This is a genomic window from Nocardia sienata NBRC 100364 (assembly GCF_001613205.1).
Classification (GTDB): Bacteria; Actinomycetota; Actinomycetes; order Mycobacteriales; family Mycobacteriaceae; genus Nocardia; species Nocardia sienata.
The window spans coordinates 20,096-34,522 of sequence record NZ_BDBX01000042.1; the positions used below are offsets into that span (position 1 = coordinate 20,096).

15 protein-coding genes are annotated in these 14,427 nt (G+C 68.1%); 8 read left to right on the top strand and 7 right to left on the bottom strand.

The genetic code is table 11. The annotated features are described in order from the left end of the window. The first annotated feature begins 45 nt into the window (after positions 1-45). Together NS4_RS22245 and NS4_RS22250 are read left to right on the top strand one after the other, a co-directional pair. Positions 46-480, top strand: coding sequence for a DUF6640 family protein (locus NS4_RS22245; RefSeq protein ID WP_063061457.1), 435 nt, complete (start codon positions 46-48; stop codon positions 478-480). A gap of 151 nt (positions 481-631) precedes the next feature. After that, on the top strand, positions 632-1,672 hold the full coding sequence (locus NS4_RS22250) for an NAD(P)-dependent alcohol dehydrogenase (RefSeq protein ID WP_063061458.1): 1,041 nt from the start codon (positions 632-634) through the stop codon (positions 1,670-1,672). A gap of 221 nt (positions 1,673-1,893) precedes the next feature. Here NS4_RS22250 and NS4_RS22255 read toward each other — a convergent pair whose 3' ends face one another. Beyond that, a complete protein-coding gene (locus tag NS4_RS22255) occupies positions 1,894-2,499 on the bottom strand; it encodes an HD domain-containing protein (protein ID WP_063061459.1) in 606 nt (201 codons plus the stop codon). Between the two features lie 161 nt (positions 2,500-2,660). On the opposite strand from NS4_RS22255, the gene NS4_RS22260 reads away from it, so the two are divergent. Continuing rightward, the gene (locus tag NS4_RS22260; RefSeq protein ID WP_063061460.1) at positions 2,661-3,641 is read left to right on the top strand and encodes a GlxA family transcriptional regulator; all 981 of its coding nucleotides are present in this window, start codon (positions 2,661-2,663) and stop codon (positions 3,639-3,641) included. Positions 3,642-3,864: 223 nt separating this feature from the next. Here the strand turns inward: NS4_RS22260 and NS4_RS22265 are convergent, their stop codons facing one another. After that, positions 3,865-4,557, bottom strand: coding sequence for an enoyl-CoA hydratase/isomerase family protein (locus NS4_RS22265; protein ID WP_063061461.1), 693 nt, complete (start codon positions 4,555-4,557; stop codon positions 3,865-3,867). Positions 4,558-4,618: 61 nt separating this feature from the next. Here NS4_RS22265 and NS4_RS22270 point away from each other — a divergent pair, with 61 nt between their 5' ends. The 5 genes from NS4_RS22270 (at position 4,619) to NS4_RS22290 (ending at position 9,539) form a co-directional block, all read left to right on the top strand. Next, complete coding sequence (locus tag NS4_RS22270) at positions 4,619-5,290, top strand: TetR/AcrR family transcriptional regulator (protein ID WP_063061462.1); 672 nt, start codon at positions 4,619-4,621, stop codon at positions 5,288-5,290. A 298-nt stretch (positions 5,291-5,588) separates the two neighbouring features. Then, positions 5,589-6,386 (top strand): mycofactocin-coupled SDR family oxidoreductase, encoded by a 798-nt coding sequence (locus NS4_RS22275; RefSeq protein ID WP_063061463.1) that lies wholly within the window; start codon positions 5,589-5,591, stop codon positions 6,384-6,386. A 1-nt stretch (position 6,387) separates the two neighbouring features. Next, positions 6,388-7,215, top strand: coding sequence for a mycofactocin-coupled SDR family oxidoreductase (locus NS4_RS22280; RefSeq protein WP_063061464.1), 828 nt, complete (start codon positions 6,388-6,390; stop codon positions 7,213-7,215). Positions 7,216-7,433: 218 nt separating this feature from the next. Continuing rightward, positions 7,434-8,300, top strand: coding sequence for a hypothetical protein (locus NS4_RS22285; RefSeq protein ID WP_063061465.1), 867 nt, complete (start codon positions 7,434-7,436; stop codon positions 8,298-8,300). Positions 8,301-8,450: 150 nt separating this feature from the next. After that, on the top strand, positions 8,451-9,539 hold the full coding sequence (locus NS4_RS22290) for a Gfo/Idh/MocA family protein (protein ID WP_063061466.1): 1,089 nt from the start codon (positions 8,451-8,453) through the stop codon (positions 9,537-9,539). Here NS4_RS22290 and NS4_RS22295 read toward each other — a convergent pair. From NS4_RS22295 to NS4_RS22315, 5 genes are all read right to left on the bottom strand, one after another. Then, positions 9,511-10,374, bottom strand: coding sequence for an alpha/beta fold hydrolase (locus NS4_RS22295; RefSeq protein ID WP_063061467.1), 864 nt, complete (start codon positions 10,372-10,374; stop codon positions 9,511-9,513). The genes NS4_RS22290 and NS4_RS22295 overlap by 29 nt on opposite strands. A 100-nt stretch (positions 10,375-10,474) precedes the next feature. Continuing rightward, a complete protein-coding gene (locus NS4_RS22300) occupies positions 10,475-10,732 on the bottom strand; it encodes a hypothetical protein (protein ID WP_030525305.1) in 258 nt (85 codons plus the stop codon). A 2-nt stretch (positions 10,733-10,734) separates the two neighbouring features. Continuing rightward, entirely contained in the window at positions 10,735-12,399 is a 1,665-nt protein-coding gene (locus tag NS4_RS22305) for an FAD-binding protein (RefSeq protein ID WP_157106180.1), read from the bottom strand. 29 nt (positions 12,400-12,428) lie between these two features. Continuing rightward, positions 12,429-12,800 (bottom strand): nuclear transport factor 2 family protein, encoded by a 372-nt coding sequence (locus NS4_RS22310; RefSeq protein WP_063061469.1) that lies wholly within the window; start codon positions 12,798-12,800, stop codon positions 12,429-12,431. 70 nt (positions 12,801-12,870) lie between these two features. After that, the gene (locus NS4_RS22315) at positions 12,871-14,406 is read right to left on the bottom strand and encodes an FAD-binding protein (protein WP_063061470.1); all 1,536 of its coding nucleotides are present in this window, start codon (positions 14,404-14,406) and stop codon (positions 12,871-12,873) included. Positions 14,407-14,427: the final 21 nt, after the last annotated feature.

The following is a 14,427-nucleotide window of genomic DNA, read 5'->3' on the forward strand; positions in this document are numbered from 1 at the left end:
CCGACCTACCCGACCCACCTCCGATACAAAGAAAGGCCCGGCTCGATGCCCTTCCCTCGCCTCGTGGTCGCCGCTGTAGCCGTGATCACGATGGTCAGCGCCGTCCTCGCCGACCTGGTCGTCCCCGACCTGGCCGCACAGCACGCCTTCAATCCGAACTGGCCACCGCACGCGAAGTTCCACGACGCGCAGTACATGGTGATGACGGTGCTCCTCGGCATCATCGGTCTGACACTCACCCTGCGGCCGGGTCGCGACACCCGCGGCCGGACGCTGTGCGCGGCAGCGGTCGTGGCCACCCCGTGGCTCGGGATGGCCGGCGCGCTGCTGTTCCCCGATACCGCCACCTATGACCCCGAATTCGCCGATCGCACCCTTTTCGTCCTCGGCCTGCACGGACAGATCGTCCTGGCGCTCATTCTCCTCACCGCCCTGCTCGGCGCGGTGGTGGCGTCGTGGCGGCGCGCGGACTCGACATAGTCGGCGTCACCTGCACGGGACCGGGCCGGGAGCATGAATGCGCCCCGGCCCGGTACGTCGAGGCTAGCCTGGTCCCAGTCGGTGTATCCGCATGTTCGCTGCCGTTCCACCAGTACGCACCCAGTCGCTCGGCTCAGAGAGGACAGGCGCTATGAAGGCACTGCAATACGTGACCGTCGGGGCAGAACCGGAGGTCCGCGAGATCCCCACCCCCGAACCCGGTCCCGGCGAGGTACTGCTCCGGGTGACCGCGGCGGGGGTCTGCCATTCCGACGATTTCGTCATGAACAATCCACCGGAACAGTTCGGTATCCAGCTGCCCCTCACCCTCGGGCACGAGGGCGCCGGGCAGGTCACCGCGCTGGGTGAGGGGGTGCGCGGTATCGACATCGGCACGAATGTGGTGGTATACGGCCCCTGGGGCTGCGGGAACTGCTGGTTCTGCGCCCAGGGTCAGGAAAACTACTGTTCCCGGGCCGCCGAACTCGGCATCATGCCGCCGGGACTCGGCTCACCGGGTGCCATCGCCGAATATCTGATCGTCGATTCGCCCCGCCATCTGGTGCCGATCGGCGATCTCGACCCGGTGGCGACCGTACCGCTCACCGATGCCGGGCTGACCCCCTACCACGCGATCAAGCGTTCGCTGGACAAGATCCGCCCCGGCTCGTGGACGGTCGTGATCGGCAGTGGCGGTCTCGGTCATGTGGCCATCCAGCTGCTGCGGTATCTGTCCTCCACGCGCATCATCGCCCTCGACGTGAACGACGAGAAACTCGAATTCGCCAGGTCGGTGGGTGCGCACGAGGCCGTGCTCTCCGATGACCGGGCCGCCGGCAATGTCCGCAAGATCACCGGCCCGGCCGGGGCGAGCCTGGTCCTGGATTTCGTGGGCTTCCAGCCGACCATCGATACCGCCATGGCGGTGGCCGGGGTGGATTCCGATGTGACGATTGTCGGTATCGGCGACGGGAAGTCGGCCGCACGGATCGGATTCGGGATCAGCCCGTACGAAACGACCGCGACCTCACCGTACTGGGGTGCGCGGGCCGAACTGATCGAGCTGATCGATCTCGCGCACGCCGGAGTCCTCGATATCGCGACCGAGCGGTTCGGCCTCGACGAGGCACCCGAGGCGTATCGCCGGCTCGCCGCCGGGACACTGCGCGGCCGGGCGGTCGTCGTCCCCTGATGTCCGCATCGGGCCACCGGCTGTTCGCGGGTGAGGCGATCGACCATATCGAGCCGGCGGTGCGGTCGCGGCACGCAAACCGGATTCGCAGTACCGCACTGGATCGTCTCGGTTCGGGTTGATGAACCGGCTCGAGAACGAATATGTCGGCTTGGACATCTACGGGGAGCCTGCCCCGATCAATTGTTCCGGCCACCGCGAAGTGGAAGCAGGCCGGCGGATTACGCTGGGAATACGGCGGAGATATCGGTGAGGCGATCGATCGGGTTGGTGGCGAAGCGTTCGGAGAGGGCGACGGTGCGTTCGAGATCGGCGAAAGCACCCCCGGGGTGGGCGTCGGCTTCGTGCAGGAATCGGTGACGCATGCGGGCGGCGAAATCGAGGCGCGGGAACGCGGTGAGGATCTCGGATAGATCCTCAATTTCGATTTCGCCGTGGCCCAGGCCCGCGACATCGACAGCGGCACCGGCCTGGATCAGCCGGTAGACGGGTTCGTGTTCGGCGGGCAGATTCGTGTGCCGGAGAATCGCCTGTTCCACGAGATGTATGCGGTTCAGATCCCACCCTCTGCCCTCCAGGAAGCGACAGGCAAGTTCGGCGCCCACATCGGCGAACTGGGCGGGTCCCCGGTGGCGCTCGGTCAGACCGAGGTCGTGGATCATCGCCGCGACAAACGCGGCCTCATGGTCGATATCGTTCGAGGTGACCAGGCAGCGGCCGAACAGGTAGGTGCGATAACTGTGGTTGAGCAGATCGGCCGGCGCGGCTTCGGCGGCGAGGTCGGCCGCGGCTCGGGCGGTGGGCGAATCAGGAAGTGCGGTGAGCATCGAGAGGTCCTTCGGCGGGTAGGTGGTCGGCTGTCGATCTCAATCCTCAGTGCGATAGGCGAGGGGCAACAAGGACAGGGTTGTCCGGATTTCGGCCATGTCCTGATCTGCGAGGGTCATGTCATTGTGGACACCCACCCTGGACGGGCACGATTGCCGATATGTCCCGGCATCGCGTGGTGATCACCGCTTTCGACGGTGTCGAGTTACTCGACATCGCCGGCCCCGTCGAAGTCTTCGCGACGGCTGATCGCCTCCTCGGCCCATCGTCTCGCGGCTATCGGACCGTGATAGCCGGCGCGCGCCGGGGCCCGATCCGCTGCGCCGGCGGCACGTCTCTGGTCGCCGAGGTGTCCTGGGACGAGTTGGATGGGCAGATCGATACGGTGGTCGTGCCCGGTGGGCTCCTCATGGGCGACACCGGCCCCGTGGCCTTGGTCGATCCCGCGCTGGTCGACTGGATTTCCACCCTCGCCGACCGGCCCTCGCGGATCGCGTCGGTCTGTACCGGCGCCCATTCCCTCGCCGCGGCCGGATTGCTCACCGGCCGGCGCGCTACGACACACTGGGCGACCGCCGCGCAGTTGGCGGGTGCATTTCCCGATCTGCGGGTCGAGCCTGAGGCGATCTTCATCCAGGATGCACATATCTGGACGTCGGCGGGGGTTTCGGCCGGAATAGATCTCGCATTGGCTCTGATCGCCGCGGATCACACCGCGGAACTGGCGCGTCGCACGGCCCGATGGCTGGTCATGTATCTGCGTAGACCGGGCGGCCAGCACCAGTTCAGCGAACTGCTGGCGCGACCCACGAGTACCGACGCGCATATCGCACGCCTCCAGGAATGGATCGCGGCCAATCTATCGGAGAATCTCGTCAACGAGGCGCTCGCGGCCCGGGTTGGATTGAGCCCGCGCCACTTCTCCCGAGTCTTCCGCCGACAGGTAGGGATACCGCCCGCACGATATGTGGAATCGGCGCGGGCCGATGCCGCGGCACGGCTGCTGGTACACACGAACGACGGCCTCGGATCTATCGCCCGCAGTGTCGGTCTCGGCTCGGTATCGACCCTGCACCGCGTGTTCAAACAGCATTTCGGCACCTCTCCCGCCGCCTATCGGGACCGGTTCAGCACGACCTGACAGCCGTCGGAACCGGTTTCCCGAAATCTCGGCCATGCCGTCGCACATCGTGGAACTCTGGTACAGCTGTGGAAGACGGAGTCGAGTTCGTCGGCCACGCCGTCCCATACGCTGTGGTCATCGGGGAATCCGTGCACACACGACACCGTCGGCGCCGCGGGGTTGCCGCGCTCACGAACGGCCAGGCGGACCCCGTCCGAGGCGATCACGCTCCGGTCCATCCTCACACTCCCGTCTCGCGCAGCGTCGCCGCCGCACGCCGGTAGAGGCGGGCCTTGATCGAGCCCAACGTCGCGCCCGCTCTCGGTGCGAGGGCTCGCGCCCGCTCCAGCGCCTGGTCGAACACCTCCTCTTCCGCCACGGCGACATCGGCCAACCCGGCGGCCACCGCGTCGCCGCCGCCGTAACGGCGGGCGGTGGTCATCGACTCGTGCGCTGCCGCCGGAGTCAGTTTCGCGGTGATCAGATCGCACATTCCTTCGGTGAAGGGGATCTGGATATCGACCTCCGGGAAGCAGAAGTATCCCCGGTCGGCGCGCATCACCCGCTGATCGTGGGCCAATGCCAGCATCGCCGCCGCGCCGAACGCATGGCCCTGAACGGCCGCGACGGTCGGTACATCGAGCGTCAGTATCCGTGCCAACAGTGCCTGCACGCGGGCGCTGAACGCCGGGATCTGCTCCTCGTGGGCCATCAGCCATTGCAGGTCCAGCCCGTTCGACCAGAACTTGCCGTCGGCCTTGGTCACCAGCGCGCGGGGCCCGCAGCGAGCGGTGACGGTATCGAGGTGGGCGTCGACGGCATCGAGCCAGTCCGGGTTGATCACATTCTCGCCGGCCCCGAGATCGAGGACATCCACCTCGTCGAGACGAGACAGCGTCGGAGTAGATGCCACCGACGGTTTCACGAAATCCATTTCTAGAAAATATCCTCTAGACGGGCTCTGTGCAACCCAGAGAGTCTGGGATACTCCCCGCATGGCCAGAACGCTGTTTTCCGTCGATGCCCTGCTCGACGCCGCTCGCGAGGTCGTGCTGCAACGCGGGCCACGCGGGGCCACGATCACCACGATCGCCGCGCGGGCCGGTGCACCGGTCGGGTCGATCTACCATCGCTTCGACTCCGTCGATGAGCTGCTGGCCCAGGTGTGGTTGCGCGCGGTTCGCCGCACACACACGGTGTGGCCGCAGACCCTGCCGAGCGACCCGCCCGCGATGGATGTCATCGTCGAATTGGCATTGGCGCTGTTCGACCACTGCGTCGCCGATCCCCACGACGCCTTGCTGCTGGACCGAATGCCCCGCGAAGACGTGATGAACCTGCGCCTGCCCGCGGAGACCCTCGACCAGATCCGAGACGCCGAACAGACAACGAACTATGTAATGGTGGAACTGGCCAAGGCACTACTGGGCCGGACCCGCCGCGACGACCTCGACTTGCTGGTGCTGGCCATCGTCGACATGCCGTTCAGCTTCGCCAAGCGATACCTGCAACAAGGACAACGCCCCCCACGCGCCCGACGCAGTCACCTCCCCGACGCGGTCCGCGCCATCATCGGCTCCAACGCTCTCCCGCAGCCGGCGGTCATCGTGCCACCGCCCCTGAACTCGCCCGAGCGCCGGTCACCCAGCACTGCCGATGCGCAGTGACCCCCGCGGTCACCCCGAAGACCACGCGCTGCTCGCCCACCGATGTTCGGCGTTTGTCCAGCTCGATCAGCAACGACACGATCGGTGCGAACGGCAGCATGGACGGCGATGATCGGCGGTGGGTGAGCGGCACCCCGGCCCACATCCGATAGTGGAGAGCGGATACACCGCGGAACGCCGTTCCCGCCCAGCGGGAGCGGTCTCGGTCACGGCCCGGTGACCGGGAGAAACGCGACCGCGGGGTATCCGGCACACCTAGCGTCGCCCGCATGGATGCGGTATGTGCCGGAGGCGCCCGATGAAGCGCCTGCAGGACCGGGTAGCGGTGGTGACAGGGGCAGCGGGCGGAATGGGCCGCGCCCACTGCCGCCGGCTGGCCGAGGAGGGCGCCGATATCATCGCGCTCGATCTCGCGGAAAGCGCGGGCGATCTGCTCGCGGTGGCCGAGGAGGTGGAGGATCTCGGCCGGCGCTGCGTCACCGGTTTCGCAGATGTCCGTGACCCACTGGCGGTCGAGGAAGCCGTGAACACGGGGGTGACGCAGCTCGGCCGGTTGGATGTGGTGGTCGCCAATGCCGGCGTCTACGCGGATCTGGCGCCGACCTGGGAACTGTCCGACGACGCCTGGCAGCGCGCCCTCGATATCAATCTCACCGGGGTTTGGCACACCGTCCGGGCCGGGGCCGCCCATCTCGGCGCGGGTGCCTCGATCGTGATCGTCGGGTCGACGAACGGCGTCAAGGGCGGCGCCGGCGCCGCGCACTACTCGGCGAGCAAACACGCGGTGGTGGGTCTGGCGCGGACGCTGGCCAACGAGCTCGGCCCGCAGGGCATCCGGGTCAACACCGTGCATCCGGGTTCGGTGGCGACGCCGATGATCCTGAACGACGACGTCTACGCGAAATTACTGCCCGGGCTGGCGGATCCGAGCCGCGACGACGCGGCGCGGGTTCTCGCGGAACGGACGATCCTGCCGGTGCCCTGGGTGGAGCCGGTGGATATCAGCAATGCGGTGTTGTTCCTCGCGTCCGACGAGTCCCGGTACATCACCGGCACCCAGCTCGTCGTGGACGCCGGACTTACTCAGAAGGTGTGAGATGGGACGGGTTTCGGGCAAGGTAGCCCTGGTCACCGGCGCGGCACGGGGTATCGGGCGGGCCCAGGCGGTACGCCTGGCCGAGGAGGGCGCCGATATCGTCGCGCTGGATCTCTGCGGACCGGTGGAGACGGTGATCATCCCACCGGCGACACCGGAAGACCTCGAGCAGACCGTGCGAGCTGTCGAGAAGACCGGGGCGCGGGTCGTGGCCGCCACCGCCGATGTCCGCGACGGCGCGGCGCTGCGGGCGGCGGCAGACCGGGCGGTGGATGAACTCGGCGGTCTGGACGTGGTGTGCGCGACGGCCGGGATCACCTCCAGCGCACCCGGTCTGCAGCTGACCGAGGAGCAGTGGCGGACGATGCTGGACGTCAACCTGACCGGCGTATGGCAGACCTGCAAGGCGACCGCCCCGCACCTCATCGCCCGCGGCGGCGGATCGATGATCCTCACCAGTTCGATCGCCGGACTACGCGGACTGGTCGGGGTGGCGCACTACACGGCGGCCAAACACGGTGTGGTCGGGCTGATGCGCTCGCTGGCGCAGGAGCTGGCGCCGCACGGGATCCGGGTGAACTCGGTACACCCGACCAATGTGGACACCCCGATGATCCAGAACGATATGGTCCGCCGGTCGTTCCGCCCCGACCGGGAGAACCCCACCCGTGAAGAATTCGCGGAGGCCGCGCGGACCATGAACATGCTGCCGATCCCGTGGGTGGAACCGGTCGATATCGCCAACGCGTCGCTGTTCCTGGCATCGGAGGAGGCCCGCTACATCACCGCGGTGACCCTCCCGGTCGACGCGGGCAGCACCCAGCGGTAGGCGTTTTCCGATGTGTGCGTAGCGGCCGTGACCAGGAAGGGCGGCGCGCACCGCGCGTACAGTCCTTTCGTGGTCTCACTCGTCGGGATCGGCTCCCGATGAACAGCACACACGGGCCCGGCCGCCACACAGCGCCGGCCGAACAGCGGATACATTGACATTCGTCGTTCTTCGCGTCGGTCCGACCGGAGCCCGCGGGCCGACTCGAGGGAGATGCTGTGGATCCGTTGGAAGACTGGCTGGAGGGTATGCAGCCTCGGCTGGCAGGACTGGTCGACTTCGAAATGCCGGCCGGCGCCCTGCCGGACTACTCGCCGGAATCGCTGGCTCGCCTGGAGGCGGACCTGGTGGCACGGGGTGAGCCCGGGGCCGACTTCGCAGAGCGGGTCGCCGGCTATCTGGGGGAGGCCCTGCTGTCGGTAGCCGGCGGGTGCTGGGGCTGGGATGACCGGCACGACCTACCGGTCGTATTGCCGGACCCGGAGCTCGACCTGCCAGGAATCCGTGTCTGCCCGGCGGAGCTGGTCGAGCGCGCCCGGCAGCATCGCAGTGGCGAGGAGTTCGTCCGAAGCTATCGGGACCTCGAGCGGGCAGTCATCCAGAGGCAGGCCGCTGTGCCCGGCTGGGCGCCGACCAAACAGCCGACCCCCGGCCTGGACCGAGAGCTGGTCGTGTACGGCTCGGAGTACCTGGACAAGTGGCTGGCCGAACATGCGGCCGGCCTTCCGACCTGGCTTGCCGAGTACGCGGACCGGCCCGAACGCTGGGACTTCTCCCCGGAATCCCTCGACGAGTTGGAGACTGCGGTCCGTCGTGTGGTGCCGGGGCCGGAGGAGTTGTCGGCATACCCGGAGTTCGCCGACGGCGCCGCATGGTATCTCGGCGAGGTATTGCGGCCGGCGATGCGCGCGCATTGGAGTTACCACGCCGGTGACCCCGATGGCGACAACATGTTCATCGGTCGCCCGTTCCTGGACCAGCTGATTCCCGATGGCGCGGTTGCGGTGCCGTTCCTGCTGCTCCAGATCGTGCTCGACAACCGCGAGCCCGGCGTGCTCCGGCAGCTCTTCGAAAGTTATACCTGAGTACGCATCGAGGATGCCCTCGAGACAGCTGCCGCCCTGATACGAAGCAGGCTCCGACGTTCGCCGATGGACAACAGACTTGCCCGATCTACGTGCGCACGGATTCGAAAACCGCTTTGCGCGAGGGCGCTCATTGCGTATACCGGTTCGATGCGCATCGGAATCGTAGGTTTGTCGCGGGGTCTGTACATGGCCGAGTGGGCACATCGGCTCGGAATCGAAGTGGGCGCGGTGTGCGATCGTGACTCCGAACGGCTTGCCGCCGCGCACGCGAGATTTCCGACGGCCCGCGCGACAGGGCACTGGGCGGATCTTCTCGAGGTCGGTATCGATGGAGTCGTGCTCGCCAATGATTTCGACGCACACGCGGCGTTGTCCATCACCTTTCTGGAGCACGGGATCCATGTGCTGTCGGAGACGGCAGCCTGTGTATCCGAGGAGGAAGGGCGCCGGCTCATCGCTGCGGCCGAGCGGTCCACGGCCACCTATTCGTTCGCGGAGAACTACGTGTTCCACCCACACACTCGGTTGCTCCGGGAGTCGGTGGACTCCGGCGAACTGGGCGGCATCACCTTGGTGGAAGCAGACTATCTGCACAGTTTGTCGCCCGAGGACACCGCCGCGCTCATCGGCGATCCAGCCCACTGGCGTGGTCGCATCCCGCCGACGGCCTACTGCACCCACACCGTCTCGCCGCTGCTGGAACTCACCGGAGCGCGGCCGATCGAGGTCAGCGCCTACCCGGTTGGTCCGGGTGACGGCCGTCCCACCGCCGTCGTACTGGCCATCCGGTTCTCCGACGGCGTTCTGGCCCTTGCCCGCCACGGTTTCCTGGCCGGGGAGCCGGGCAGCCACTGGAGCTGGATCTCGGTGCGGGGCGGGCACGGCCTGGCCGAGTCCATCCGCGCCGCAGGCGAAGACGCCTGGTCGGTGCGGGTGCGCGAGGAGGGCTGGGCGCGGGCCGACGGGCAGACTCGCGAGGAGATCCGCGTACCCGGCCCCTACCTTGTGAACGACGAGCCGATCGACCGCATGGCCGAGGGCACCGTCGCGGTACTGGAAGGATTCCGTGCCACGGTGGAAAACGGCACACCCCCACTCATACCGGTGCGCCACGCCGTAGCGGCCTCACTGGTCGGCGTGGCCGGTGCGCAATCGCTTGCGAAGGGATCCGGACCCGTTCTCGTTCCTGATGTGTCCGGCTGGACTCTCAGTCCTTGCGGGTCAGGAAGGCCATGACCGTGGATTCGAAGGCGGCCTTCTGCTCGATCATGGCCCAGTGACCACAATCCGGGAACACATGCAGTTCGGCGCGCGGGATGGTGCGCATCGGCAGCAGGGCCATATCCAGCGGGCTCACCCTGTCGTCGCGTCCCCAGGTCACCAGGGTCGGCGCCTTCACCCTGTGCAGCAGCGCCCACGGCGGCGGGGTGTCCGCGGCGTCCATGGCGCGCACCATCGCGGTGAACGCGGCGCGGCTGTACATGCGGCGGGCGCTGTCGAGGGTGGCCGGATCGGTGGCCTGGGCCCAGCGTTCCTCGATCATCTCCTCCGTGACCAGCGCCGGGTCGTACACCATCGAGTGGAGCCAGGCGATCAGCCGTTCCCGGGTGGGGTTCTCGGTGAAGTCCTGGAGCAGCCGGATGCCCTCTCCGGGGCCGGGACTGAAGAGGTTCTTGCCGATACCGCCGATGGTCACGATCTTGCCGACCCGATCGGGGTGGGCGATCGCGTAGTTCAGCGCGACCCCGCCGCCCATCGAGTTGCCGACGATATCGACCCGGTCGAGGCCGAGCGCGTCGACGAAGCGGACCACCGCGTCGAGGGCGGTGATCATCGGATGCCCGCCGAAATCGTCACTGACGCCGAACCCGGGGAACTCCAGGATGAGAGTGCGGAAACGTTCGGCGAAGAAATCGAGGTTGCCGCGGAAGTTACGCCATCCGGTGACCCCGGGGCCGGAACCGTGCAGCAGCAGCAGCGGCGTACCGGAACCTGCCTCGTAATACCGCAGCACCCCGGCATCGGTACGTATCTCCCGCAGCTCGTGCTCGGTGCTGGAAACCGCTGTCATCGTCAACCCTCCATCTCGGCGTACATCGCTGCGACCACGCTGCCAGCTGCGCGGCGACCACTCACCCGGTGTTCCCGGTGAGCGGTCGCCTGTCGCTTCGTCAGCCGAGGCGGCCCGGCACGGGTTCCCGGCGGCGTTCGTCGGTGGGCAGATCACCGTCGGCGACGGCCCGTTCGATGGAATCGCGCAGCGCCGGACAGGTGGGGATCCATTTGCTGTGCTCACCCAGTGCGGCCCGGCGGGCGAATTCGGGGCAGGCGGACTCGGCGTCGTCCAGCCATTGCACGCTGGTGTGGCTGGGACTGAACTTCTCCACCAGCACTCGGTTACCGCAGTTGGCGCACTGTACGGGCTGCACGATCACTCCTTCGTCGCGGCGTGGCGGGCGGCGATGTAGCCGAACACCATGGCGGGTCCGATGGTGGCGCCGGCGCCCGCGTAATCGGTGCCCATCACCGCGGCGGAGGTGTTACCCGTCGCGTACAGGCCGGTGATCACGGAGCCGTCGGCACGTAGGACCTGCGCGTTCTCGTTGTACACCAACCCACCTTTGGTACCGAGGTCGCCGATGCGAATTCGCAACGCGTAGAACGGCGCCCGGTCGAGTACGTCGAGGGTGGGCTGCGGGAGCGTCGGGTCGCCGTAGTAGTTGTCGTAGGCGCTCTCGCCGCGCCCGTGATCGGTATCGCGGCCGTTGCGCGCGGCGTCGTTGTACCGGCGCACGGTCGTCTCCAGGGCCGCGGCGGGCACGCCGATCGCGTCCGCGAGTTCACCGACGGTGGCCGCGCTGCGGACCAACCCCGAGGACAACCAGTCCGCCGGGAACTTCTGTCCCGGCATGATCCCGCCGATCGGGTAGCGGTTCTTGGCTCTGCCGTCGAACACCAGCCACGCCGGGTCGTGACCGCCGGCCAGCTGCGCGTGCACGAAGGTGACGTAGGGCGCGGCCTCGTTGGTGAACCGGACACCGGAACCGTTCACGATGATCGACCGGGGTATGGACCGTTCCGACACCAGGACCTGGTTGATCCCGTCGGGCCGCTGGAACGACGGCATCCACCAGGCATCGTCCATGAGATCGACGGCGGCGCCGATCCGTTCCCCGGCCACTATCCCGTCGCCGGTGTTGTCGGCGGAGGCGGCGCTGAAATTGTCGCGGCCCCCGGCGGGCAGATGCTGTTTACGCAGCGCCTGGTTGTATTCGAAACCACCGGTCGCGAGCAGCACTCCGTCGCGGGCCCGGATGCGTATTTCCCGGCCGTCGCGTTCGGCCACCACGCCCATCACCGCACCGGTTTCGTCGGTGATCAGCGACCGCATCGCGGTGTTCAGCCACAGAGGGACCCCGGCGTCGCGCAGGGCGAGGCGTAGCCGGGCGATCAGGGCGCGGCCGAGGGTGTCCATATGCCGGCGCAGCACCACGGCTTTCACTGCCCGCAGTCCGGTGAGCAGCGCGGTCCAGCGGGCCTTCCAGGTCCGGGTCACCATGTTCAGCTGGACGAAATCCTTGGAGGTGATGAACAGTCCGGGCGGCGTGGCGAGCGCGGCCGGACGCAGGTGGGGCTCGTCGGCACCGAGTTCGCGCAGGTTCACCGGCAGCGGTTCGATCGACCGGCCGGCCGGACGCCCACCGGGGGCTTCCGGGTGGTAGTCGGAATAGCCGGTGCACCACTGGAAACGCAGGTGCGGGCCGCTGCTCTCCAGGAACTCCAGCATTTCCGGACCCTGGTCGATGAACGCGTCCAGGTTGGCCGAGGGCACCCGGTCACCGACCACCGCGTCCAGGTAGGCGCGCACCTCGGCGCGGGAATCGCGCAGGCCCTCGCGCAGCAGCACCGGGTTGTTCGGTACCCAGATCCCGCCGCCGGACAGCGCCGTACTGCCGCCGTAGTAGCCGGCCTTCTCGATGACCAGGGTGTCCGCGCCCCGGTCCGCGGCGGCCAGCGCGCCGGTGAGGCCGCCGGCGCCGCTGCCCACGACCAGGAAACCCACCTCGTGATCCCAGTGCTGTTCGGTAGGGGACACGGATATCTCTTTTCTCGTAGAGCTCGAACTCAGCCGAAGCTGATGTCCTCGGCCGACCAGAACGCGCGCATACTCGTGATCCGCGCGAACTCGTCGAAGGTCATGACGTCGATGGGTTCGACGGTGATGGTCTGCTCACCGGTCTCGGTGACGACCCGGAAACCGAATGCGGCGCTGTCGCCGCTCACCCGCAGGCTCAGCAGTTCGGTACTGCGACGCGCGGATTCGAGGCTTCCGTAGAACTTCTCGATGGCCGCGCGGCCGGTGTGCGACGGACTGCCCACCGGGTCTTCCAAGGTGGCGTTCTCCTCGTATAGGGCGGCGATATCGGCCGCGGTTCCGGTGGCCACGGCATCGAGGTAGCGGTGTACGGCCGCGCGGATCTGTTCGGGTTCGGGCATGGGTTTTCCTGTTCGGGTTCGGGGCGCCGCGGTTCGGCCGGCCCGTGGGTGCGCGTGTCGCCGGCCGGCGCTAACGGCCGAGCATGTCGAGGACAGCGAGGTGGGCGAACAGCATCGAGGCGCCGATGGGGTTGCCGCCGCCGGGGTAGACGGTGCCGCTGACCGCGGCCATGGTGTTGCCCGCGGCGTACAGGCCGGGTATCGGTGTCGCGTCGCGGTCCAGCACCCGGGCGGCGCTGTCGGTGCGCAGCCCACCCTTGGTGCCCAGATCGGACAAACCGAAGGCGGCGGCGTGGAAGGGCCCCCGCTCGATCGGCACCAGCGGCAGCTCACCCTGGGAAAAGGCCCGGTCGTAGGCCTCGTCCCCGCGACCGAAATCGGTATCGGCGCCCGCGGCGACCATCGCGTTGTACCGCTCGACGGTCTCGACGAGGTTCGCGGCGGGGACGCCGATGGCCGCGGCCAGTCCTTCCAGCGTCTCGGCGGTATGCCACAACCCGGCGGCCTCGTACTTCTCGGTCTCGACCATCGACACATTGGTGGCCTGTACGGGCGGTCTGACCCCGTCCCGGTCGTCGTAGATCATCCAGAACGGCAGGGTCATGCTGCCGGCCCGCAGCCGTTCGATGGCCGCCCGGCCGAGCCGGTCGTAGGGCGCGGATTCGTTGACGAACCGCTTACCGTCCTGGTCGACGAAGATGCCGCCGGTGAACCACAGCGCGAAGGCCGACCGCCCGTCGGGATGGGTGAGCCCGGGCGACCACCACGCCTGGTCCATGAGATCGGTATCGGCTCCGGCGGCGATACCGGCCCGGTGTGCTTTTCCTTGATTGCCGGGCGGGCCCATGGTGTCGCGGGCGGCCCCGGGCACCCCGTAGTGGCGGCGCATCTCTTCGTTGCCCTCGAATCCGCCCGCCGCCAGGACCACACCGCGCCGGGCCCGGATCGCGATCGTGCCGTCGGGCCGTTCGATACGCGCGCCGATCACCGTGCCGTCCTCGACGATCAACTCCGCGAGGGCGGCGTTGCGGTACAGCCGGACGTCCGGATAGGCCGCCAGCGCGCGCAGGAAACGGCCGATCAGCGCCTGCCCGCCGATCAGGAGCTCCGGCGGCTCGGCGCCGAGCCGGTCGGTGTCCAGCGGGCCGCGCAGATGTGCGCGCAGGTCGCCCAGTTCGGCGGCGGGCAGCGGTACGGGGACGATATGGCGTTGCCCGTCCGTTCGCGCTTTCGGCGCCGCGCCGAAATAGTCCGGCCACGGATACATCTGGAATTCGAAACGCTCGTCGCTCTCCAGGTATCCGATGAGGTCGCGGCCGCGGCGCACAAAGGTTTCCTGCAGTTCCGCCGGGGTGCGGTCGCCCACGACCGCGCGGAAATAGGTGAGCGCGTCGTCGAGGGTGTCGTCGGTACCGGCGCGCTCCAGCACGGGATTGCACGGGAACCAGACCCCGCCGCCACCCGAGTACGCGGTGGTACCACCGAATTTGTCGGTCGCCTCCACCACCGCGACCGACAACCCCTCCCGGGCCGCGGTGTAGGCGCCGGCGAGTCCGCCGCCGGACCCCGCCACCAGCACATCCACTTCGTCGTCGAAGTCCACCACTGCTCCACCGCCTCCTCGCGC